Consider the following 21,362-nt stretch of genomic DNA (forward strand, 5'->3'; position numbering starts at 1 on the left):
CGCCCCCGCCAGGCGGTGCCGCGCCTTTCAGTCCTGCATGGCGATGAGCACCGTCCCTTCGGGCACCTGGTCGCCCACGCCGTACAGCAGTTCGCCGACCACGCCGTCGGCTGGCGCCGTCAGGGTGTGTTCCATCTTCATGGCCTCCATCACCAGCAAGGGCTGGCCTTGCTTGACCGCCTGGCCGGCCTGGACCGGTATCGCGATGATCTTGCCGGGCATGGGTGCGGCCAGGCTGGCGCCGTGGTCGGGGGCCTGCTCGCCCGCATGCGCCAGCGGATCGTGGCGCTGCAGCACGATCCATTGCTCGCGCGATTGCAGGTGCAGCGTCTGGCCGTGCCAGAAGGCCAGCGCCTGCCAACTGCGCGGGCCCAAGGTGGCCGATATCCGCAGCGCCCCGGTCTCGTCCCGGCGGGCCCACCAGGCAAAGGGCAGGGCGCCGGCCCGGCGCCGGCCGGCGTCCGTGTCCCGGCTGTCCCCGCCATCGCCCGCCTGGGGGTCCGCGTCGGTATCGAGCGTCAGGCCTTGCGGCGTGCGCGCCAGGACGGCGGCCTGGATGCCGGCCGGTCCCGACCAGTAGAAAATGCGTCCGGACCGCCCGCCCAGCCGCCAGCCGTCGCGGGCCGACCATGGGCCGGGCGCCTGGTCCTGGTCTTGGTCCTGCTGCGCCAGCGCGGCGGCGCAGGCCAGCGCCAGGGCTTGCGCATCGGCCGGTTGCGGCTCGGGCAGCAGGCTGGCGCGGCGCCGCTCGATCAGCCCGGTGTCCAGGTCGGCCTGGGCGAACGCCGGGTCGCGCATCAGCCGCGCCAAAAAGGCCGCGTTGGTCTGCACGCCGGCCACCTGGGTGGCGGCCAGCGCCTCGAGCATGCGCGCGCGCGCCTGGTCGCGGGTCTGGCCATGCACGATCAGCTTGGCGATCATGGGATCGTAATGGGGCGAGATGGTGTCTCCGGCCCGCACGCCGCCGTCCACGCGCACCGGGCCGTTGGCAAAGGCCGCGTGCGGCGGCAGGGCCAGGTGCGCCAGCGTGCCGATGGAGGGCAGAAAGCCCTTGTCCGGGTTCTCGGCATACAGCCGCGCCTCGATGGCGTGGCCCGACAGGCGCAGCTGCTCCTGCGCCAGGGGCAGCGGCTCGCCGGCGGCCACGCGCAGCTGCCATTCGACCAGGTCCAGGCCGGTGACCATCTCGGTGACCGGGTGCTCGACCTGCAGCCGCGTATTCATTTCCATGAAATAGAAGCGTCCGTCGGGCTCGGCGATGAACTCGACCGTGCCCGCGCCCACGTAGCCCACGGCGCGCGCCGCCGCGATGGCCGCCTCGCCCATGGCCTGGCGCCGCTCGGGCGTCATGCCCGGCGCCGGCGCCTCTTCGATGACCTTCTGGTGGCGGCGCTGCACCGAGCAGTCGCGCTCGAACAGGTGCACGCAGTGCCCGTGGCTGTCGGCGAAAACCTGGATTTCTATGTGGCGCGGCCGTTGCAGATAGCGTTCGATCAGCACCTTGTCGTCGCCGAAGCTCGAAGCCGCCTCGCGCTGGCAGGAAGCCAGCGCGCCGGCGAAATCCTCAGGGCGTTCGACCACGCGCATGCCCTTGCCGCCGCCGCCGGCGCTGGCCTTGATGAGCACGGGATAGCCGATGGCGTCGGCCTGCCGCCGCAGCAGCGCCGGGTCCTGGTCCTGGCCGTGATAGCCCGGCACCAGCGGCACGCCGGCCCGGGCCATCAGCGCCTTGGCCGCCGACTTGCTGCCCATGGCCGCGATGGCCGAGGCCGGCGGGCCCACGAATACGATGCCGGCCTGCGCGCAGGCCTGGGCGAAGGCCTCGTTCTCGGAAAGAAAGCCGTAGCCCGGGTGGATAGCCTGGGCGCCGGTGCGGCGCGCCGCCTCCAGCACCGCCTCGGCGCGCAGGTAGCTCGCGCGCGGCTCGGGCGGACCCAGGCGCACCGCGGTATCGCAGGCCGACACGTGCGGGGCGCGGGCGTCCGCATCCGAATAGACGGCCACGGTGCGCAGGCCCAGGCGGCGGGCCGTGGCCGCCACGCGGCAGGCGATCTCGCCGCGATTGGCGATCAGCAGGGTATCGAACACGAGGGCGCTCCTTCGCTCAGGTCTGTCTTGTTGGCCTTGCCGCCGCGCGGCCGCCTACATGCGGAACACGCCGAACCGCGTGTCCGGCACCGGCGCGTTGCGCGCGGCCGCCAGCGCCAGGCCCAGCACGCGGCGGGTGTCGGCCGGCGCGATGATGCCGTCGTCCCACAGGCGCGCCGTGGCGTAGTAGGGATGGCCCTCGCGCTCGTACTGCTCGCGGATGGGCTGCTTGAACTGTTCTTCTTCCTGCTCGGACCAGCTGCCGCCGCGCGCGGCGATGCCCTCGCGCCTGACGGTGGCCAGCACGCTGGCGGCCTGCTCGCCGCCCATCACCGAGATGCGCGCGTTGGGCCACATGAACAGCAGCCGCGGCGAGAAGGCGCGCCCGCACATGCCGTAGTTGCCGGCCCCGAAGGAGCCGCCGATGAGCACGGTGAACTTGGGCACGGCCGCGGTGGCCACGGCGGTGACCATCTTGGCGCCGTGGCGCGCGATGCCTTCGTTCTCGTACTTGCGCCCGACCATGAAGCCGGTGATGTTCTGCAGGAACACCAGCGGGATCTTGCGCTGCGCGCACAGCTCGATGAAGTGCGCGCCCTTCTGGGCCGATTCGGAGAACAGCACGCCGTTGTTGGCCACGATGCCGGCCATCATGCCGTGGATGCGGGCAAAGCCGGTGACCAGGGTGGTGCCGAAGCGGGCCTTGAACTCGTCGAACTCCGAGCCGTCGATGATGCGGGCGATGATCTCGCGCACGTCGTAGGGCTTGCGCGTGTCGCGCGGGACGATGCCGTCGAGCTGGGCCGGGTCGTACAGCGGCTCGCGCACGGGCGCGGCCGGCGCCTGCGGCACGGGCGCCAGGTTCAGCCGCGCCACCGCGTCGCGCGCCAGCCGCAGCGCGTGCAGGTCGTCGGCGGCCAGGTGGTCGGCCACGCCGGACAGGCGCGTGTGCACGTCGCCGCCGCCCAGGTCCTCGGCGCTGACCTCCTCGCCGGTGGCCGCCTTGACCAGCGGCGGGCCGCCCAGGAAGATCGTGCCCTGGTTGCGCACGATGATCGACTCGTCGCTCATGGCCGGCACATAGGCCCCGCCCGCCGTGCACGAGCCCATCACCACCGCGATCTGCGCGATGCCGGCCGCCGACATGTTGGCCTGGTTGTAGAAGATGCGGCCGAAGTGCTCGCGGTCCGGAAACACCTCGTCCTGGCGCGGCAGGTTGGCCCCGCCCGAGTCCACCAGGTAGATGCAGGGCAGCCGGTTCTGCGCGGCGACCTCCTGCGCGCGCAGGTGTTTCTTGACCGTCATGGGGTAATAGGTGCCGCCTTTGACGGTGGCGTCGTTGCACACGATCATGCATTGCGTTCCCGACACCTGGCCGATGCCGGTGATCAGCCCCGCCCCTGGCGCCTCGCCGTCGTACATGCCGTGCGCGGCCAGCGGCGAGAGCTCCAGGAAAGGGCTGTCCGGGTCGATCAGCGCCTGCACGCGCTCGCGCGGCAGCAGCTTGCCGCGCGCCACGTGCTTGGCCCGCGCCTGCTCGCTGCCGCCTTCGGCGGTGCGGGCCAGCAGCGCGTGCAAATCCCGCACTTGCGCCTGCATGGCTTCGGCATTGGCCAGGAAGTCTTCGCTACGCGGATTGATGCGGGATTCGATGGCGGGCATGGGCGTTCCTCAGATCATCTCGATGCCCATGGCCACCGCCTCGCCGCCGCCGATGCATAGCGTGGCCACGCCGCGCTTGCCGCCGGTCTTGCGCAGGCCGCCCAGCAGGGTGGTCAGCAGGCGCGCGCCCGATGCGCCGATGGGATGGCCCAGCGCGGTCGCCCCGCCGTGCAGGTTGACCTTGGCGTGGTCCAGGTTGAACTCCTTCATGGCGGCCATGGCCACCACCGCGAAGGCTTCGTTGATCTCGTACAGGTCGACGTCCTCGGGCTTCCAGCCGGTCTTGGCGTACAGGTTCTTGAGCGCGCCCACCGGGGCGGTGGTGAACCAGGCCGGTTCCTGCGAATGCTGGCTGTGCGCCACGATGCGGGCCAGCGGTTCGATCCCCAGCGATTGCGCGGTGGAGGCCCGCATCAGCACCAGCGCGGCCGCGCCGTCGGAGATCGAGGACGAGGTGGCGGCGGTGATGGTGCCTTCCTTCTTGAAGGCGGGCTTGAGCGTGGGGATTTTCTCCGGGATGGCCTTGACCGGCGCCTCGTCCGAATCAACCACGGTATCGCCCTTGCGGCCGGGCACGGTCACCGGGGCGATCTCCCAGGCGAAGTCGCCGTTCTCGACGGCGGCGCGGGCGCGGCGCAGCGACTCCAGCGTGTAGGCCTCCTGGGCCTCGCGCGAGAAGCTGTACTTGGCCGCGCAATCCTCGGCGAACACGCCCATGGCCTTGCCGCGGTCGTAGGCATCCTCCAGCCCGTCCAGCGCCATGTGGTCGTAGACGGTGGAGTGGCCGTAGCGGTAGCCCTGGCGGCCGCGCAGCAGCAGGTAGGGCGCGTTGCTCATGCTTTCCTGGCCGCCGGCCACCACGATGTTGGCGCTGCCCGCGGCGATCAGGTCGTGGCCGAACATGGCCGCCTTCAGGCCCGAGCCGCAGACCTTGTGGATGGTGGTGCAGGCCACGCCCAGCGGCAGGCCCGCGCCCAGCGCCGCCTGGCGGGCCGGGGCCTGGCCCTGGCCGGCCTGCAGCACGTTGCCCATGATGACTTCCTCGACCTGCTCGGGCGCAAGGCCCGCGCGCTCGACGGCGGCCTTGATGGCGACCGCGCCCAGCTGGTGGGCGGCCAGGCCGGACAGGCTGCCCAGCATGCCCCCCATGGGGGTGCGGGCGGCCGAAACGATGACGATGGGATCAGACATGAAGATACTCCTGAGGGGTCCTGGGGTGGGCCGGCACGCCGCCAGGCAAAAAGGGGGGCGGCCGGCTGCAACAATCTATCGTAAGGGATCGGCGCGGCGCCTAGGCCCAAGGCCCTGTTGCCGGGGCGCACGGGGGCGCGCTGCCGGGCGCCGGCAGCCGCGCGTCAGGCCGTCTCCTTGAACAGCTCGCGCCCGATCAGCATGCGGCGGATCTCGCTGGTGCCCGCGCCAATCTCGTACAGCTTGGCGTCGCGCCACAGCCGGCCGGCCGGGTACTCGTTGATGTAGCCGTTGCCGCCCAGTATCTGTATGCCTTCGCCGGCCATCCACGTGGCTTTCTCGGCGCAGTACAGGATCACCGCGGCGCAGTCCTTGCGCACCTGGCGCACGTGCTCGCTGCCCAGGCTGTCCAGGTTCTTGCCCACCGCATAGCAGAAGGCCCGGCTGGCCTGCAGCGTGGTGTACAGGTCGGCGATCTTGCCCTGGATCAGCTGGAACTCGCCGATGGGCTGGCCGAACTGCCTGCGCTCGTGCACATAGGGCACGACCATGTCCATCACCGCCTGCATGATGCCCAGCGGGCCGCCCGAGAGCACCGCGCGCTCGTAGTCCAGGCCGCTCATGAGCACGCGCGCCCCGCCGTTGACCTCGCCCAGCACGTTTTCCTCGGGCACCTCGCAATCCTGGAACACCAGCTCGCCCGTATGGCTGCCGCGCATGCCCAGCTTGTCCAGCTTCTGCGCCACCGAAAAACCCGCAAAGCCCTTCTCCACCAGGAAGGCGGTGATGCCGCGCTGGTGCGCCTGCGGATCGGTCTTGGCGTAGACCACCAGCGTGTCGGCGTCCGGCCCGTTGGTGATCCACATCTTGGTGCCGTTGAGCACGTAGCGGTCGCCGCGCTTGTCGGCGCGCAGCTTCATGCCCACCACGTCCGAGCCGGCGCCCGGCTCGCTCATGGCCAGCGCGCCCACCCGCTCGCCCGAGATCAGGCCCGGCAGGTACTTGCGCTTTTGCGCCTCGGTGCCGTTGCGGTGGATCTGGTTCACGCACAGGTTCGAATGCGCGCCGTAGGACAGGCCCACCGAGGCGCTGGCGCGCGAGATCTCCTCCATGGCCACCATGTGGGCCAGGTAGCCCATGTCGCTGCCGCCGTACTCTTCCTTGACCGTGATGCCCAGCACGCCCAGCTCGCCCAGCTTGCGCCACAGGTCGGCGGGAAACTGGTCGTCCCGGTCGATGCTGGCCGCGCGCGGCGCGATCTCGGCCTGCGCGAAGGCGCGCAAGGATGCGCGCAGCATGTCGACGTCCTCGCCCAGGGAGAAATTCAGGCCGGGCAGATCCATGGTGTGTCTCCGTATCGGGTTGCGCCTGCGACAGGCGTCGGGGGGGCGCCGCGGCGGGGCGGGCGCGCGGCCGGGAAGGAAAGCGTAGATTCCGTTTACGTAAACGTAAATCAGGGTTAATGCTAGGACCGTCGGCCGGGTCGCCGTCTCAGGCGTGGGCCTTGCCCAGCAATTGGCGGCACTGCCGCTCCTGCTCGGCGATCTCGCCCAAGGTTTCCTCGATGTCGCGCCGCTGCTGTTCCAGCGCCAGGCGGTGGCGGGTGAGCACCTCCAGGTACAGGCGCAGCTGCGGCTCGGTGGTGCCCGGGCCGTCGTACATGTCGATCAGGCTGCGTATCTCGGACAGCTGCAGGCCCAGGCGCTTGCCGCGCAGCGCCAGCTTCAGGCGGGCGCGGTCGCGCGCGCGGTAGATGCGGTTGCGTCCGTCGCGCTCGGGACTGACGATGCCCTGGTCCTCGTAGAAGCGGATGGTGCGCGGCGTCACGTCGAACTCCTGGGCGAGTTCGGAGATGGTCCAGCTCTGGGCGGGCGGCATGAAGGGGGCGGATGGTTTGGCAGTTTACGTAAACGTAAATTATGATGACTTCAGCCCGACGGTCAAGATTTGGAGACGCACGCGCATGAACCCCCTGGAACACCAGCTGCACTATCCCTTCGGAGCAACCCAGCCCGAGCCCGGCCAGGCGCTGGAGGTGGCGCCAGGGGTATTGTGGGTGCGCCTGCCGCTGCCTTTCGCGCTGGACCACGTCAACGTCTGGCTGGTGCGCGACGAGTTCGCCGGCCGGCAGGGCTGGACGCTGATCGACTGCGGCATCGCCCGCGACGAGGTCAAGGCGCAGTGGGAGCAGGTCTTCCAGACGGCCTTGCAGGGCCTGCCCGTGCTGCGCGTGGTGGTCACCCACATGCATCCGGACCACGTCGGCCTGGCCCATTGGCTGTGCGAGCGCTGGCAGGCGCCGCTCTACATGAGCATGGCCGATTACGCGCTGGCGCGGCTGTGGTCGCAGCCCGGCGCCAAGGGCTCGGCGGCCGGCGGCGAGCAGGCCGTGGCCCACTATGCGCGGCACGGCCTGACCGACGCCGACTCGCAGGCGCAGATCCGCCAGCGCGCCACCTACTACTCGGGCCTGGTGCCCGCCGTGCCGGATACCTTCCATCGCCTGCTGCACGGCTACGTCCTGTCCATCGGCGGGCGCGACTGGCGCCTGATCGTCGGGCACGGCCACGCGCCCGAGCACATCTCGCTCTACGATCCGCAGGCCAAGCTGCTCGTTTCGGGCGACATGGTGCTGCCGCGCATCTCGACCAACGTCAGCGTGTTCGACATGGAGCCCGACGCCAACCCGCTGCAGCTGTACCTGGATTCGCTGTCCAACTACGACGGGCTGCCGGCCGACACGCTGGTGCTGCCCTCGCACGGGCGGCCTTTCGTGGGCCTGCACGAGCGCATCGCCCAGCAGCGCAGCCACCACGACGAACGGCTGGCCGACGTGATCCAGGCGTGCGGCGCGCGGCCGTGTTCCGCCTCGGACATCGTCCCGGTACTATTCAAGCGCAAGCTCGACCTGCACCAGCTGACCTTCGCCATGGGCGAGGCGCTGGCGCACCTGCATGCCCTTTATTTCCAAGGCAAGCTCGGCCGCAGCACCGGCGAGGACGGCATCGTGCGTTTCAGCGCGGCCTAGCCCCGCCGGCGCGGGCCGCCGGCGCGCCGCCCGCCCCAGGAACCCACGCGTGACGCATCATCTGCATACCCGCCTGCTGCATACCGGCAGCGCCCCCTTCGATCCCGAAACCCGCACCGCCGCCGTCAGCCTGCCCGCCATGCGCACCAGCACCGTGCGCTTTGCCGACCTGGCCGCCCTGGACGCCGCGCAAGAGCGCAAGGCCGCCGGCGAGCGCGCGGTCACCTACGGCCGCTCGGGCCTGGACACCCATCGCGCGCTGGAGGACGTGTTCTCGCAGCTCGAAGGCGGCGCGCGCACCATCCTGGCCCCTTCGGGCCTGGCGGCCATCACCCTGGTGTTCCTGGGCCTGCTCAAGGCCGGCGAGCACGCGCTGGTGGCCGACTGCGTCTACGGGCCGGTGCGGCACCTGGACCATGCGCTGCTGCGCGGGCTGGGCATCGAAATCACCTATTTCGATCCCGCCGGCGCGAACCTGGCCGAACTGGTCCGTCCCCAGACCCGCATGGTCTACGCCGAATCGCCCGGATCCCTGCTGATGCAGATGCTGGACCTGCCCGCGCTGGCGGCCCAGGCCCGCGCGCTGGGCCTGCCGCTGGTGGTGGACAACACCTGGGGCTCGGGCTACATCTACCGCCCCCTGGCGCTGGGCGCGGATGTGTCGGTGGTGGCCGGCACCAAATACGTGGGCGGGCATTCGGACCTGATGCTGGGCGCGGTCGTGGCCCGCGACGCCGAACTCGGCCAGCGGCTGGCGGCCATGCAGTACGCGCTGGGCTATTCGGTCAGCGCGGATGATGCGTGGCTAGCGCTGCGCGGCTCGCGCACGCTGCCGGTGCGCATGGCCGAGCACGCGCGCAGCGCCCTGCTGGTTTGCGAATTCCTGGCGCAGCGGCCCGAAGTGGTGCGGATCTTCCATCCGGCCTGGCCGCAAGACCCCGGCCATGCCTTGTGGCGGCGCGACTGCACCGGCTCGAACGGCATGATGGCGGTCGAGCTGGCGCTGGACACCGAGGCGGGCCGCCGTTTCGTGGACGCCTTGCAGCTGTTCGCCATCGGTTTTTCGTGGGGCGGCTACGAAAGCCTGGTGCAGTGGGTGGATCCGGCCGCGCTGCGCCCGCATGCCTACGCGCCCGCCCCGGGCAACACCATCGTGCGCCTGCACGTGGGGCTGGAGGCGGTCGCGGACCTGACGGCCGATATCGAGCAGGCCTTGCAGGCATGCCGGGCCGCAGGCTAGGCAAGCCAGGCCCCGCCGCGATTGCCGCGGCAAAAAAACAACCCCTACGAGGCATGCCTGCGTAGGGGTTGTCCACTCTCTGGTCGGTCGCCGGTTCTTTCAGCAGGCAGTCGAGTGCTCTGGAGTCGTCTGCCTTCGAGCCAAGCCCATCCAGTTTAGCGCATCGGGCAAAAAGGTAAACCTCTGGCCGGTCGCGTTGTGGCTATTTCGCCGCATGCACCCGTGCCAGCAGTTCGTCGGCCACGGTCAGGGTTTCGCGGTAGCCGCCGGCCTGCGCGGGCGAGGTCAGGTAGCGCCCGCCCACGGCCACCGAGGGCGTGCCCTGCACGCGATAGGCCTGCACCAGCTGGTCGGCGCGCTGGGCCTTGGAAGCCACGCCGAAGGAATCGTAGACGCCTTCGAACTTGGCCTTGTCCAGGCCCTGGGCACCGGCCCAGTCCAGGATCTGGCTCTTGCTGAACAGGCGCTGGCGCTCCTGGTGGATGGCGGCGAAGACCTTGGGATGCAGGTCCAGCCGGCCCATGGATTCCAGGGTGTAGTACAGCTGCTGCAGCGGCTTCATGCCGGCATTGAAGGCCACCGGCACCTTGCGCAGGACCACGTCCTCGGGCAGCTTCCTGCTCCATTCCTGCACCATGGGCTCGATGGCGTTGCAGTGCGTGCAGCTATAGGCGAAGAACTCCAGCACCTCGATCTTGCCGGGCTCGTCGGCGGGCTGGGGCGGATTGACTTCCTGGTAGGTGGCATTCTGGGCCAGGGCCTGGGGAGCGAAGCTGGCCGCGGCCAGCAGCGTGGCGATGGCCGCCAGGCGGGAGAACAGGTTTTGCATGATGAAGGGCGCTTCCTCGTCTAGGGATCGGGCCAAAGCGGTCAGACATTGCCGTGGCCCGCAAAGTTCACGCGGCGCTATTGCCTGACCACCGTCGATTCGATCTTTTCCTCGCCCAGGCGCGCCCGCGTGCGGTTCATGTCGTCCAGGCGGGCGTAGGGGCCCACGCGCACGCGGTTGACCTGCAGGCCGTTGACCTCGGCGCGCTGCACTTGCACCGGCAGGCCCAGCAGCAGGATGCGCGCGCGCAGCGCCTCGGCGTCCTCGAGTACCCGGAAGGCGCCCACCTGCAGGTAGTAGCTGCCGTTGGACTGGCCGCTGGACTGGGCCGGGGCGGGCACGGGCTTGGGCGGCGCCGGCGCGGCCGGCTCGCTGGTGGGCTTGGGCAGCGAGGCGATCAGCGCGCCCAGCTCGTCGTCGCGGCCGGGCTGCGGTTGCGGCTGTCCGGCGCCGGGCAGCGGCGCGATGGGGCTGTCGGTCGGGCCGGTCGCGGGCGTGCCGGCCGGGGCGTTGCGCCCGTACAGGCCCATGTTGGGATCGGGCGCCTGGCGCGGATCGGGCAGCGTCGTCTGGGCCGGCTCGCGCGTGGCGCGGTCCACGAAAGGCATGGGCGCCTTGGTCACGTAGAAGGCCACCGCCGCGGCCAGGATCAGCCCGATCAGCAGTCCGGCCAGCACGCCGTACAGCGTGCTGCCGCCTTGGCTGGAGCGAGAGGAGCGTTTGGTCTTGGCCATGGGACGATGTTACATCTTCTCGGGCGCGCCCACGCCCAGCAGGGCCAGCCCGTTGGCCAGCACCTGGCGCGTGGCGTCGGCCAGCCGCAGGCGCGCGCGCATCAGCGCGGCATCGTCCACGCGCACGCGCTCGGCGTTATACCAGGCGTGGAAGTCGGCGGCGCAATCGCGCAGCCAGAAGGCCACCAGGTGCGGCGCCAGGTCCTGCGCGGCCTGGCCGACCAGGGCGGGAAACTCGGACAGGCGCTGCATCAGCGCCAGCTCGGTGGGGGCGGTCAGCGCAGCGGGGTCGGCCTGGGCGATTTCGCCGGGGGCCACGCCCGACTGGCCGATCACCGAACAGATGCGCGCGTGCGCGTACTGGATGTAGTAGACCGGGTTCTCTTCGCTCTTGGACAGGGCCAGGTCGATGTCGAACACGAACTCGGTGTCGGCGCGGCGCTGGATCAGGAAATAGCGCACCGCGTCGCGGCCCACCCAATCGACCAGGTCGCGCAAGGTGACGTAGCTGCCGGCGCGCTTGGAGATCTTGACCTCCTGGCCGCCGCGCACCACCTTGACCATCTTGTGCAGCACGTAGGCCGGGTAATCCTTGGGGATGCCCATGTCCAGGCCCTGCAGGCCCGCGCGCACGCGCGCCACGGTGCCGTGGTGGTCGCTGCCCTGGATGTTGATGGCATGCGTGAAGCCGCGCTCCCATTTGGCCACGTGATAGGCCACGTCGGGCACGAAATAGGTATAGCCGCCCTCGGACTTGCGCATCACGCGGTCCTTGTCGTCGCCGGTGCCCAGCTCGGTGGTGCGCAGCCACAGCGCGCCCTCGTGCTCGTAGGTATGGCCGGCGGCGACCAGCCGCTGCACGGTCTGCTCGACCCGCCCGCTGGTATACAGCGAGCTTTCCAGGTAGTAGTTGTCGAAGGCCAGGCCGAAGGCCTGCAGGTCCAGGTCCTGCTCGCGGCGCAGGTAGGCCACCGCGAAGCGGCGGATGCCGTCCAGGTCGTCGATGTCGCCCGAGGCCGTGACCGGCTCGGCGTCGGCCGCCTGCACGGTCTTGCCCGCCAGGTAGTCGCGGGCGATGTCCAGGATGTAGTCGCCGCGGTAGCCGTCGGCCGGATAGCCGGGATCGTCGGGGGAGATGCCGCGCGCGCGCGCCTGCACGCTGACGGCCAGGTTGTCGATCTGGTTGCCGGCGTCGTTGTAGTAGAACTCGCGCGTGACCGCGTAGCCGGCGGCCTCGAACAGGCGGCACAAGGCATCGCCCAGCGCCGCCTGGCGCGCGTGCCCGACGTGCAGCGGGCCGGTGGGGTTGGCCGAGACGAACTCGACCAGCACTTTTTGCGGCGCCTGCGGGGCGGCGGGGGCAGCCCCGGCCGATGCCGCGCGGTCCGGCGCGTCCTGGCCTGGCGCGGCGCGGCCCGTCGCGGCCCGGCCAAACGCCTCGCCTTGTTCGGCGATGGCGGCCAGCACCGCCTGGCGCGCGGCCGGCGTGACGCGGAAGTTGATGAAGCCTGGGCCGGCCAGCTCGGCGCTGGCGACCAGGCCGGCGGCCTGCGTGTCGGCCAGCAGGGCATCGACCAGCGCCTGCGCCAGCTCGCGCGGGTTGCGCCGCGCCGGCTTGGCCAGCTGCATGGCGATGTTGGTGGCCAGGTCGCCGTGCGCGGCGACCTTGGGCCGCTCGAGCGCGACCGCGGCCCGGGCCGCCTCGGCCTGTTCGGGCAGCAGCGCGGCCACGGCGGCCTGGATGCGTTGGATCAGCAGTTGTTGTTGCTCGAGGAGCATGTTGCGCGGCAAAAGAGGTATTCGATGGGGTCGAAGTTTACCTTGCCGCCCCTTCCGGGGGCGGCATGCGCCGCACCCGCGCGCGGCAGGCGCGGCGCACGCGTGCCCGCATCGATTGGCAGGCGCGGCGCCTTCCGGTAGTGTATGGGCCGAAAACACTGCACGGAGACAGCGGCCATGCTCATCACCTTCCGCTCCAAGGCCAGCGGCGACGTACTCATGCTGTCCGAGCATGCCATCCCCCTGCTGCGCGCGGCCGGCAAGCCCGCCGACGTCTCGCCCGAGCGGGGCGTCTTCACGCCCGAGCAGCTGCCCGGGGCCATCGCGCTGCTGGAAAAAGCCATCGCCAGCGCCCCGCCGCTGCCCGACGATGACGAGGATGAGGACGACGACGAGCCGCCCGAGCATCCGGTCTCGCGTCCGGTCGCCTTGTCCCAGCGCGCCTATCCCCTGCTGGAGCTGCTGCGCAAGGCGCGCGCCCGGGGCGTGGACGTGACCTGGTCGGCGGGATCGGCCTGGTAGCGTCCCGCCGCGCGGGCCGGCCCGCGCCGCTTGCTAGAATCCACTGCACTCGCATCGCCCCATGCGCCTGGCGCCGGCGGGCATGCATCAAGGAGACTGCCCATGCGTAGCGACATTTCCCTGGTGTTCGACCCGCGCCGCGTCCTGGACCTGGCGGTGGACGTGCCCACCGACGCGCAATCGGCGCTGGCCGCCCGGCAATGGCTGGACCAGGCCTGGGAAGACCTGGGCTGCGAGCCCTTGCGCCCCAGCGGCAAGGTGCTGCTGCTGGACAAGGTGCTGGGCATCGCCGATGCCTACGGCTACGACAAGCTCAAGGCCGAGCCCGAGCTGGCGCGCGCCTTCGCGGAAAACGTCGCCAGGGCGCTGGAGCGCCCCCGCGTCACCATCGACCTGCCCGGCTTGATGGTCGGATACTGAGCCCGCCCTTGGGGGCGTTGCGCGGTCGTCCCCGCGGCGCGTACCGTCGCCCTAGCGGATCCCCGCCCGCATGAACGACTGCACGAACTGGCGCTGGAACAGCAGGAAGGCCACCAGCAGCGGCGCGGCGCTGAGCAGCGTGGCGGCGGTGATGATGGACCAGTCTATGCCCTGGTCGGTGGACGAGAACACCTGCAGGCCCACCGTCAGCGGACGCGACTCGACCGAGTTGGTGATGATCAGCGGCCACAGGAAATTGTTCCAGTGGTGGCTGACCGAGACCAGGCCGTAGGCCACGTACATGGGCCTGGCCAGCGGCACGTAGACCTTCATCAGCACCTGCAGGGGGCCGGCGCCTTCCACGCGCGCGGCCTCCTCCAGTTCGCGCGGCACGGTCTTGAAGGTCTGGCGCAGCAGGAAGATGCCGAAGGCCGAGGCGAAATAGGGCAGGCCCACCGCCAGGATGGTGTCGCGCACGCCCAGGGCCGACATGCTGCGGTAGTTCTCCACGATCAGCACGTCGGGCATGATCATCAGCTGCAGCAGCACCAGCAGGAACAGCGCGTCGCGCCCGGGAAAGGCAAAGCGCGCGAAGGCGTAGGCGGCCAGCGTCGCGAGCACGAACTGCGCGGCCAGCACCATGGTCACCAGCAGGAAGGTGTTCAGGAAATAGCGCGCGAAGGGCGCCGAGGCCCAGGCGGTGGCGAAGTTCTCCAGCGTCAGCGGGGCCAGCAGGTCGAAGCGCGTGGCATAGGCCGGCGGATGGAAGGCCGCCCACACGGCATAGGCCAGCGGCGCGATCCACAGCAGGCCCAGCAGCCAGGCGCCCAGGGTGTCCAGTGTGCGGTTCATTGGTAGTGCGTGCGTTTGTCCAGCCAGCGGAACTTGACGAAGGCCGAGACGGCCAGCAGCGCCAGCAGCACTACCGTCAGCGTGGCGGCGTAGCTGGTGTCCCAGAAGCTGAAGCCCACCTGGTAGATGTAGAAAAGCAGCAGGGTGCTGGCGTTGTCCGGCCCGCCGCGGGTCATGACCACCACGTGGTCGACCAGCCGGAAGGCGTTGATCAGCGCATTGATCAGCACGAACAGGGTGGTGGGCATGAGCAGCGGCCACAGCACGCGCCGGAAGTACTGGCCGCGCGAGGCGCCCTCCAGCATGGCCGCCTCGCGCAGCGAGGGCGGGATGCCTTGCAGGGCGGCCAGGTAGAAGATCATGAAAAAGCCGGCCTCTTTCCAGACCGTGACCGCCATCAGCGCGGGCAGCGCCGTCTCGCGCGAGCCCAGCCAGTTCACGCCGGGCAGGCCCAGCAGCGACAGCACCTGCGCCACCAGCCCGTATTGCGGCGTGTAGAAGAACAGCCAGATATTGGCCACCGCCACCATGGGCAGCACCGTGGGCGTGAAGTAGGCCATGCGCAGCAGGCCGCGCCCGGCCAGCTTGCCGTTGACCCACAGCGCCATGGCCAGCGCCAGGCCCACCGAGGTCGGGATGGTGCCCAGCGCGAACCACAGGTTGTTCCAGAGCGATTGCCAGAACACCGGATCCTCGATCATCAGGCCGTAGTTCTCCAGCCCGACGTAGCGCGCCGGGCGGCTGCCGCGCGGCGTGCTGAAGAAGCTGTGCCACAGCGTGGCCAGCGCCGGGTAGTGCGTGAAGGCGGCCAGCAGCACGGTGGCCGGCAGCACCAGCAGCCAGCCGACCACGGCGCCGGGCAGGCGGATCGCGCGGGTGCCGGTGCGCCTCACGCCGGCCTCCTAGCGGTAGGCCCGCAGGATGCGGTCGGCCTCGCGCTGGGCGTCGGCCATGGCCGCCTCGGGCGTCTTGGCGCCGGTCAGGGCCGCTTGCAGCGCGTCGTTCAGCAGCTTGGTCACGCGCTGGTTCTCATGGGTGGAGAACTCGGCCACGCTCACGGCCAGCTGGTCGCGCGCCACCACGGCGGCCGGCACTTCCTGCGCGTACTGCTTCATGCGCGGCGTTTCCCAGGCAGCGGGGGTGACGGCCACGTAGCCGGTGGCGATGCTCCACTCGGCCGCACGCTCGGGCTGGGTGGCCCACTTGGCGAAACGCAGCGCGGCCTGCTGCTGCTCGGGCGTGGCGTTCTTGAAGATGTAGAAGTTGCCGCCGCCGGTGGGGCTGCCGCCGCGCTTGGCCGCGGGCATGGGCGCCACGCCGAAGGGGAAGCTCGCATTGTTGCGGATGTTGGTCAGGTTGCCGGTGGTGGTCCATACGATGGCGGCCTTCTGCTCCAGGAAGTCCTTGGGCGTGGTGCCCCAATCGATGGTGCCGGGAGGCATGACCTTGTGCTTGGCCGCCAGGTCGCGCCAATAGGTCAGCGCCTCGATCACGGCCGGCTTGTCCAGGTAGACCTCGTTGCCGGCCTCGTTCATCAGCAGCGTGTCGTTGGGCGTGGTCAGCGCCTGGAACAGCCAATAGGCGAAGGCGCCGCCCGAGGGGATCTCGATGCCCCATTGCGTCACGTTGCCGTTGGCGTCGCGGCGCGTGAGCTTGCTGGCGAACTGCACCAGCTCGTCCCAGTTGGCCGGCGCGCGCTCGGGGTCCAGGCCGGCCTGCTTGAACAGGTCCTTGTTGTAGTACATCACGATGGTCGAGCGCTGGAAGGGCACGCCCCACACGTGGCCGCCGGTGCGGCTGTTTTGCATGAAGGCATCGTAGAAGCCGGCCAGCCATTGCTTGTCCTGCTCGCCGCCGGCCAGCTGGTCGATCGGGACGATGGCGTCCTCGTCGATCAGCGTGAACATGTCGGTGGACAGCAGCACCGCCAGCTGCGGCGGATTGCCGCTCCGGTGGGCGGTCAGCGCCTTGGTAATCGAATCCTGGTACGAGCCGGCATACACCGGGCGCACCAGCACGTCGGGGTTCTCCTTGTGGAAGGCCGCCGCCATGTCGTCGATGACCTTGGTGATGGGGCCACCCACGGCCACGGGATAGTAGAACTCGACTTCGACGGGCTTTTGCTGCGCATGGGCCGGCAGGCCGGCCAGGGCGGCGGCCAGGCCGAGCCCCAGGGTTTTCAGTACGGTGCGTCGCATGGACGGCTCCTGTCTAGAGGTGGTTGTGGCGGGATGAAGGCAAGCGCACGGGGCCTGCCCGGTCAATCGGTCGGGGCGGCCGGCGGGCTTAGCGCACGGCCGGACGCGTCGAAGAAATGCTGGTCTGCCGGCGACCAGTCCAGGCAGACCGTGGCGCCCGGCGCGCAGCCGGCCACGCCCGGCGCGCGTACGGCCGCCGTGCCGGCCGCGCCCAGGTCGCACTGCACGATGGAGTCCGCGCCGAAATACTCCAGGCCGGCCACGCGCGCGCGCCAGCGGCCATCGGGGACGATACGGATGTTCTCGGGCCGGATGCCCAGCCGCGCCGCCTGGGGCCGGGCGCCTTGCAGCGCCGGGCCGTGGCTGCCGGCTAGCACGGGCACGCCATGCAGCGATTCGAGCGCCAGCAGGTTCATCGGCGGGGTGCCGATGAACCGCGCGGCGAACTCGGTGGCCGGGCGCGCATAGATGTCGCCCGGCGTGCCGTGCTGCTCGATGCGGCCCCGGTTCATCAGCACCACCTGGTCGGCCATGCTCATGGCCTCGGTCTGGTCGTGCGTGACGTAGACCATCGTCATGCCCAGCGTGCGCTGCAGGGCGCGGATCTCGCGGCGCATCTCGTGGCGCAGCTGCGCATCCAGGTTCGAGAGCGGCTCGTCCATCAGGCATACGGGCGCCTCGGAGATCACCGCGCGTCCCAGCGCCACGCGCTGCTGCTGGCCGCCCGAGAGCTGCGCGGGCTTGCGATCGAGCAGGCTGTCCAGGCCCAGCAGGCGCGAGACGCGCTGAAGCCGCGCGGCGTGTTCGCGCGCCGGCTCCTTGCGTACCTTCAGGCCGAACAGGATGTTCTCGCGCACGCTCAGGTGCGGGAACAGCGCATAGGACTGGAACACCATCGACAGCCGGCGCTGCGCCGGCGGCAGGGCGGTGACGTCGCGATCGCCGATGCGGATGGCCCCGCCGGTGGGCGTCTCCAGCCCGGCGATCATGCGCAGCGTGGTGGACTTGCCGCAGCCCGAGGGGCCCAGCAGCACGGTAAAGCTGCCGGCCGGCACCTCCAGGGACAGCGCATGCACGGCATGGCTGTCGCCGTAGCGCTTGTCTACACGGTCGAGAACGATGGAGGACATGGGGCGTGCGAACGGCCGGCGGCAAAGATTGAAAACCTTTTCATCATCGCTTTCAAAAATGACCGCCGTATTGCACGGCACGCCGCACAGGGGCCTACTCGTCTATCAGGGCCCCGTCCTCGTGAAAAGGATGCGGGCCGGCATACTGGCCTATCACCCCGTGGTGCGTGACCAGCGCGCCGTCCTGCCAGCTGTGCAGCTGGTAGCCCGGCGGCTCCATGACGAAGGCCGAGGGGGCGTCCGGGCGCAGGTCCAGCACGATCTGGTGCGCGGTCGAGGGGCAGCACGAGGCGATGGTGCCGGCAAAGCGCCGGAAGATGGTGCGGTGCACGTGCCCGCACAGGATGCGTTCGACGTTGGGGTGGCGCGCCACGATGGCTTCGAGTTCGGGCGCGCCCTGCAGCAGCCCGATGTCGTCCATGTGGCCGATGCCGGTGCGAAAGGGCGGGTGGTGCATGGCGATGACGGTGGGCCGCCCCGGCTGGGCCGCCAGCTGCCCGGCCAGCCATTGCAGCCGCTGCGCGCACAGCGTGCCGTGGCTTTGGCGCGGCACCAGCGTGTCCAGCGCCAGGATGCGCAGCGGGTGCGTGTCGATGGCGTACTGCAGGTAGTCGCCCTTGCCCTGCAGGTAGGCATGCTCGGGGAAGGCCTGGCGCAGGGCCGCGCGGTCGTCGTGATTGCCCGGCATCAGGTAATAGGGCATTTTCAGCGTTTGCAGCATGGCGCGCAGGTGCGCGTATTCGGCCGGCCGGCCGAAGTCGGTCAGGTCGCCGCTGATGATGGCGCAATCGGGCAGGGGGTTCTGCGCGTTCAGCGCCTGGATGGCCGGCGGCAGGTAGCGGTCGGTCTCGACCACGCGGTAGGCCTTCTGGCCGGGCATGCGGATGTGCAGGTCGCTGATCTGGGCTATGAGCATGTTGAGGCAGTCTCTTCTACGAAGGGCGCCGCGGCGGCCCGCGGCGCGGGAATCATTGCGGGCGCAGGCGGATGCTGACGGCCTGGCCGGGCTGGTGCGCGTCATCGGGCGGCACGGCCAGGCCCAGGCGCTGCCCGTCCTGCAGCGCGATCTCCAGGCGCACCGAATCGCCCAGGAAGTAGCGGCCGAGCACCTGGCCCTGGCAGGCCAGGGCCACGGGCGGCACCGGCTGCGCCTGGTGCGGGCGAAAGCGCTGCGTGGCCTGGCCCGGCACCAGCAGGCCGTCGGACAGGCCGGCGCGCACGGTGCAAAGCGTGCCGATGAATTCTGCCACGAAGGGCGTGGCCGGCGAGCGGTACAGGTGCTCGGGCGTGCCCACCTGCTCGAGCCGGCCGGCGGACATCACGGCGATGCGGTCGCCCAGCATCATGGCTTCCTGCTGGTCGTGGGTGACGATCACGGTGGTGATGCCCAGTTCGCGCAGCATCTGGGCCAGCTCCACGCGCAGGTGCTCGCGCAGCTGCGCGTCCAGCGCGGTCAGCGGCTCGTCCAGCAGCAGCACGCGCGGCTCGATGGCCAGGGCGCGCGCCAGCGCCACGCGCTGGCGCTGGCCGCCCGAGAGCTGGTCCACGCGCCGCCCGGCATGCTCTTGCAGCCGCACCAGCGCGAGCATCTCGCGGGCGCGGGCCTCGCGCTCGGCGCGCGCCATGCCGCGCACGCGCAGGCCATAGGCCACGTTGGCCAGCACGTCCATGTTGGGAAACAGGGCGTAGTTCTGGAACACCACGCCCACGCCGCGCCGCTCGGCCGGCAGGCGCGTGACGTCCTGGCCGTCGAAGCGGATGGCGCTGCCCGCATCGGCGCCGGCCAGCCCGGCGATCAGCCGCAGCAGCGTGGTCTTGCCGCAGCCCGAGGGGCCCAGCAGGGCCAGGATCTGGCCGCCCGGCACGTGCAGGTCCAGCGGGTGCAGCGCGCGCGTGCCGTCGGGCCAGGTCTTGGCGCATTGCGACAGGTCTATGGAAACGGCGGTCATGGGTGGCGGTGTCCTTGGGCGGGGTGGGGCAGCTCGGCACGGGCCGCCAGCCATTGCAGGCCGACCAGCAGGGGCATGAGCATCAGCAGGAAGACCAGGGTATAGGCCGAGGCGATCTCGATGCGCATCGAGGCGTAGCTGTCGGCCAGGCCCACCGGCAGGGTCTTGGTCAAGGGCGTGTGCAGCAGCCAGGTCAGGTTGAACTCGCCGATCGACAGCGTCAGCACGGTCAGCGAGCCGGCCAGGATGCCGGGCAGGGCGTTGGGCACCACGATGGTCAGGAAGCGGCGCAAGCGGCCGGCGCCCAGGGTGGCGGCCGCCTCGTCCAGCGCGAGCAGGTCCAGCTGGGCCATGCTGGCGCGCGCGGCGCGCACCATGAAGGGCAGGGTGAACAGCACGTGGCCGATGACGATGAACAGCACGCTGCCGCGCAGGCCCGGCAGCGTGCCCCACGAAATGATCAGCGCCAGCGCCGAGGCCAGCCCGGGCACGGCCACCGGCAGGCTCAGCAGCTCTTCCAGCGCGCGCGCCAGCCGTCCGGGAAACACCGTCAGCACCCAGGCGGCGGGCACGCCCAGCACCAGGCACAGCAGCAGGGTCAGCAGGGCCACCCACATCGAGCGGCCGATGGTCTCGGCATAGAGTTCCCAGACCTGCGCGACCCAGCGCAGCGTCAGGCCGCTTTCCAGGCCGACGAAGTAGTTGCGCGTCAGTCCCGCCAGCACCGACAGCACCACCGGCCCGATCAGGAAGGCGGCCAGGGCCACCGTCAGGGCGGCGCCCAGGCGGGTCTCCCAGCGTCCGGGGGCGGCCGGGTCGGCGGCGGCCTGGGCCGCGGGCCGGCCGGTGCTCGATAAGGGTGTGCGCATGCGGGATGGCTCTTGGGTTGCGATGGCTGCGGTCCGTGCGGTGCCGTGCCGGCTAGCGCCGGGCCCGGTCCTGCGGCGCGGCCGCCAGGCCGTGCGCGGCGTACAGGACCGCCCAGGTGGCCAGCCCCAGCAGCACCGACAGGGCCGCGGCGATCGGCAGGTTGGCGTAGTTGGTGAATTCGTTGTAGATGGTCAGCGGCAGCACGTTGATCTGCGTGGCCAGGGTGAAGGCCGTGCCGAAGGCTCCCATGCTGGTGGCAAAGCTCATGGCGCCCGAGCCCACCAGGGCCGGACGCAGCGACGGCAGCTCGACATCCCGGAAGCGCCGCCAGGGGCCGGCGCCCAGCGTGCGCGCGGCCTCCAGCTGGCTGGCGTCGATCTGCCCGCAGGCGGCGGTCAGCACGCCGATGCAGCGCGGCAGCGAAAAATACAGGTAGCCCACGAACAGGCCCGCCATGCCGTAGGCATAGGCGCGCGGCTCGGCGCCCAGCCAGGCCTGCAGCGTGGTCAGCACGCCCTGGCGGCCGCTGAGCAGGATGACCAGAAAGCCCACCACCACGCCGGGAAAGGCCAGCGGAAAGGCCAGCAGCGCCATCAGGGTGCGCCGTCCGCGAAAGCGCCGGTGGCGCGCCAGGAAGCGCGCCGCCGGCAGGGCCAGGGCCAGGGTGGCCAGCGTGGCGCCCAGCGACAGCAGCACCGTGTTGCGCAGGCTGCGCCAGTACAAGGGCTCGGCCAGCACCGCCAGGTAGGCGGTGCGGCCCTGACTCTGCTGGCCGCCGATCAGCGCCAGCTGGAGCATGGGCAGCAGCCAGAACGCGGCGAACAGCGCCGCGGCCGGCAGGCAGAACAGGATCCAGCCGCGCCGGCGCAT

General features: G+C 70.7%; 20 protein-coding genes. 4 read left to right on the forward strand and 16 right to left on the reverse strand.

Features of this window, described 5'->3' with window-relative positions; genetic code table 11:
• Positions 1-27: 27 nt before the first annotated feature.
• The 5 genes from V8Z80_RS10625 to V8Z80_RS10645 all read right to left on the reverse strand — a co-directional run bounded on the left by V8Z80_RS10625 (position 28) and on the right by V8Z80_RS10645 (position 6,819).
• The gene (locus tag V8Z80_RS10625) at positions 28-2,088 is read right to left on the reverse strand and encodes an acetyl/propionyl/methylcrotonyl-CoA carboxylase subunit alpha (RefSeq protein ID WP_336061998.1); all 2,061 of its coding nucleotides are present in this window, start codon (positions 2,086-2,088) and stop codon (positions 28-30) included.
• A gap of 54 nt (positions 2,089-2,142) precedes the next feature.
• The gene (locus V8Z80_RS10630) at positions 2,143-3,750 is read right to left on the reverse strand and encodes a carboxyl transferase domain-containing protein (protein ID WP_336061999.1); all 1,608 of its coding nucleotides are present in this window, start codon (positions 3,748-3,750) and stop codon (positions 2,143-2,145) included.
• 9 nt (positions 3,751-3,759) lie between these two features.
• Positions 3,760-4,941 (reverse strand): acetyl-CoA C-acyltransferase, encoded by a 1,182-nt coding sequence (locus V8Z80_RS10635; protein WP_155197121.1) that lies wholly within the window; start codon positions 4,939-4,941, stop codon positions 3,760-3,762.
• 164 nt (positions 4,942-5,105) lie between these two features.
• Positions 5,106-6,284 (reverse strand): isovaleryl-CoA dehydrogenase, encoded by a 1,179-nt coding sequence (locus tag V8Z80_RS10640; RefSeq protein WP_155197120.1) that lies wholly within the window; start codon positions 6,282-6,284, stop codon positions 5,106-5,108.
• A gap of 148 nt (positions 6,285-6,432) precedes the next feature.
• Positions 6,433-6,819 carry a MerR family transcriptional regulator gene (locus tag V8Z80_RS10645; RefSeq protein WP_155197119.1) on the reverse strand — a complete coding sequence of 129 codons (387 nt, stop codon included), beginning with the start codon at positions 6,817-6,819 and terminating at the stop codon, positions 6,433-6,435.
• 85 nt (positions 6,820-6,904) lie between these two features.
• Between V8Z80_RS10645 and V8Z80_RS10650 the strand changes: the two genes are divergently transcribed.
• Together V8Z80_RS10650 and metC are read left to right on the forward strand one after the other, a co-directional pair.
• Positions 6,905-7,969 (forward strand): MBL fold metallo-hydrolase, encoded by a 1,065-nt coding sequence (locus V8Z80_RS10650; RefSeq protein WP_155197118.1) that lies wholly within the window; start codon positions 6,905-6,907, stop codon positions 7,967-7,969.
• A 49-nt stretch (positions 7,970-8,018) separates the two neighbouring features.
• A complete protein-coding gene (metC, locus tag V8Z80_RS10655) occupies positions 8,019-9,209 on the forward strand; it encodes a cystathionine beta-lyase (protein ID WP_336062000.1) in 1,191 nt (396 codons plus the stop codon).
• A gap of 202 nt (positions 9,210-9,411) precedes the next feature.
• Here metC and V8Z80_RS10660 read toward each other — a convergent pair whose 3' ends face one another.
• The 3 genes from V8Z80_RS10660 to argS all read right to left on the reverse strand — a co-directional run bounded on the left by V8Z80_RS10660 (position 9,412) and on the right by argS (position 12,551).
• Positions 9,412-10,041: a thiol:disulfide interchange protein DsbA/DsbL gene (locus V8Z80_RS10660; RefSeq protein ID WP_442951964.1), complete on the reverse strand. Its 630-nt coding sequence runs from the start codon at positions 10,039-10,041 to the stop codon at positions 9,412-9,414.
• Between the two features lie 74 nt (positions 10,042-10,115).
• Positions 10,116-10,772 (reverse strand): SPOR domain-containing protein, encoded by a 657-nt coding sequence (locus V8Z80_RS10665; protein ID WP_155197116.1) that lies wholly within the window; start codon positions 10,770-10,772, stop codon positions 10,116-10,118.
• A 9-nt stretch (positions 10,773-10,781) separates the two neighbouring features.
• Positions 10,782-12,551, reverse strand: a complete 1,770-nt coding sequence (argS, locus tag V8Z80_RS10670) for an arginine--tRNA ligase (RefSeq protein WP_155197115.1) — start codon at positions 12,549-12,551, stop codon at positions 10,782-10,784.
• 177 nt (positions 12,552-12,728) lie between these two features.
• On the opposite strand from argS, the gene V8Z80_RS10675 reads away from it, so the two are divergent.
• Both V8Z80_RS10675 and V8Z80_RS10680 read left to right on the forward strand, forming a co-directional pair.
• Entirely contained in the window at positions 12,729-13,073 is a 345-nt protein-coding gene (locus V8Z80_RS10675) for a DUF1840 domain-containing protein (protein WP_155197114.1), read from the forward strand.
• A 102-nt stretch (positions 13,074-13,175) separates the two neighbouring features.
• Positions 13,176-13,493 (forward strand): hypothetical protein, encoded by a 318-nt coding sequence (locus V8Z80_RS10680; RefSeq protein ID WP_155197113.1) that lies wholly within the window; start codon positions 13,176-13,178, stop codon positions 13,491-13,493.
• Positions 13,494-13,544: 51 nt separating this feature from the next.
• Here the strand turns inward: V8Z80_RS10680 and V8Z80_RS10685 are convergent, their stop codons facing one another.
• The 8 genes from V8Z80_RS10685 to V8Z80_RS10720 form a co-directional block, all read right to left on the reverse strand.
• Entirely contained in the window at positions 13,545-14,345 is an 801-nt protein-coding gene (locus V8Z80_RS10685; RefSeq protein ID WP_155197112.1) for a carbohydrate ABC transporter permease, read from the reverse strand.
• Positions 14,342-15,214 carry a carbohydrate ABC transporter permease gene (locus tag V8Z80_RS10690; RefSeq protein WP_336062012.1) on the reverse strand — a complete coding sequence of 291 codons (873 nt, stop codon included), beginning with the start codon at positions 15,212-15,214 and terminating at the stop codon, positions 14,342-14,344. The genes V8Z80_RS10685 and V8Z80_RS10690 overlap by 4 nt, the downstream gene beginning before the upstream one ends.
• Positions 15,215-15,247: 33 nt before the next feature.
• Positions 15,248-16,543, reverse strand: coding sequence for an ABC transporter substrate-binding protein (locus V8Z80_RS10695; RefSeq protein WP_336062001.1), 1,296 nt, complete (start codon positions 16,541-16,543; stop codon positions 15,248-15,250).
• A gap of 62 nt (positions 16,544-16,605) precedes the next feature.
• Positions 16,606-17,673, reverse strand: a complete 1,068-nt coding sequence (locus tag V8Z80_RS10700; RefSeq protein ID WP_336062002.1) for an ABC transporter ATP-binding protein — start codon at positions 17,671-17,673, stop codon at positions 16,606-16,608.
• Between the two features lie 94 nt (positions 17,674-17,767).
• The gene (locus V8Z80_RS10705; RefSeq protein ID WP_155196445.1) at positions 17,768-18,589 is read right to left on the reverse strand and encodes a phosphodiesterase; all 822 of its coding nucleotides are present in this window, start codon (positions 18,587-18,589) and stop codon (positions 17,768-17,770) included.
• 52 nt (positions 18,590-18,641) lie between these two features.
• Positions 18,642-19,622, reverse strand: a complete 981-nt coding sequence (locus V8Z80_RS10710) for an ABC transporter ATP-binding protein (RefSeq protein WP_155196444.1) — start codon at positions 19,620-19,622, stop codon at positions 18,642-18,644.
• Positions 19,619-20,491 carry an ABC transporter permease gene (locus tag V8Z80_RS10715; RefSeq protein ID WP_336062003.1) on the reverse strand — a complete coding sequence of 291 codons (873 nt, stop codon included), beginning with the start codon at positions 20,489-20,491 and terminating at the stop codon, positions 19,619-19,621. Before V8Z80_RS10715 ends, V8Z80_RS10710 begins: the two co-directional genes overlap by 4 nt.
• A gap of 52 nt (positions 20,492-20,543) precedes the next feature.
• Positions 20,544-21,362 (reverse strand): ABC transporter permease, encoded by an 819-nt coding sequence (locus V8Z80_RS10720; protein ID WP_155196442.1) that lies wholly within the window; start codon positions 21,360-21,362, stop codon positions 20,544-20,546.

This window comes from Orrella sp. JC864, from assembly GCF_037026685.1.
Taxonomy (GTDB): domain Bacteria; phylum Pseudomonadota; class Gammaproteobacteria; order Burkholderiales; family Burkholderiaceae_B; genus Orrella.

What these genes read in the sequence shown, in the direction of transcription:
- argS (WP_155197115.1), bottom strand. Translation starts at nt 12,551, where the DNA reads ATGCTCCTCGAGCAACAACAACTGCTGATCCAACGCATCCAGGCCGCC.
- V8Z80_RS10685 (WP_155197112.1), bottom strand. Translation starts at nt 14,345, where the DNA reads ATGAACCGCACACTGGACACCCTGGGCGCCTGGCTGCTGGGCCTGCTG.
- V8Z80_RS10695 (WP_336062001.1), bottom strand. Translation starts at nt 16,543, where the DNA reads ATGCGACGCACCGTACTGAAAACCCTGGGGCTCGGCCTGGCCGCCGCC.
- V8Z80_RS10705 (WP_155196445.1), bottom strand. Translation starts at nt 18,589, where the DNA reads ATGCTCATAGCCCAGATCAGCGACCTGCACATCCGCATGCCCGGCCAG.
- V8Z80_RS10665 (WP_155197116.1), bottom strand. Translation starts at nt 10,772, where the DNA reads ATGGCCAAGACCAAACGCTCCTCTCGCTCCAGCCAAGGCGGCAGCACG.
- V8Z80_RS10630 (WP_336061999.1), bottom strand. Translation starts at nt 3,750, where the DNA reads ATGCCCGCCATCGAATCCCGCATCAATCCGCGTAGCGAAGACTTCCTG.
- V8Z80_RS10720 (WP_155196442.1), bottom strand. Translation starts at nt 21,362, where the DNA reads ATGCGCCGGCGCGGCTGGATCCTGTTCTGCCTGCCGGCCGCGGCGCTG.
- V8Z80_RS10645 (WP_155197119.1), bottom strand. Translation starts at nt 6,819, where the DNA reads ATGCCGCCCGCCCAGAGCTGGACCATCTCCGAACTCGCCCAGGAGTTC.
- V8Z80_RS10675 (WP_155197114.1), top strand. Translation starts at nt 12,729, where the DNA reads ATGCTCATCACCTTCCGCTCCAAGGCCAGCGGCGACGTACTCATGCTG.
- V8Z80_RS10710 (WP_155196444.1), bottom strand. Translation starts at nt 19,622, where the DNA reads ATGACCGCCGTTTCCATAGACCTGTCGCAATGCGCCAAGACCTGGCCC.
- V8Z80_RS10635 (WP_155197121.1), bottom strand. Translation starts at nt 4,941, where the DNA reads ATGTCTGATCCCATCGTCATCGTTTCGGCCGCCCGCACCCCCATGGGG.
- V8Z80_RS10715 (WP_336062003.1), bottom strand. Translation starts at nt 20,491, where the DNA reads ATGCGCACACCCTTATCGAGCACCGGCCGGCCCGCGGCCCAGGCCGCC.
- V8Z80_RS10640 (WP_155197120.1), bottom strand. Translation starts at nt 6,284, where the DNA reads ATGGATCTGCCCGGCCTGAATTTCTCCCTGGGCGAGGACGTCGACATG.
- V8Z80_RS10680 (WP_155197113.1), top strand. Translation starts at nt 13,176, where the DNA reads ATGCGTAGCGACATTTCCCTGGTGTTCGACCCGCGCCGCGTCCTGGAC.
- V8Z80_RS10700 (WP_336062002.1), bottom strand. Translation starts at nt 17,673, where the DNA reads ATGTCCTCCATCGTTCTCGACCGTGTAGACAAGCGCTACGGCGACAGC.
- V8Z80_RS10650 (WP_155197118.1), top strand. Translation starts at nt 6,905, where the DNA reads ATGAACCCCCTGGAACACCAGCTGCACTATCCCTTCGGAGCAACCCAG.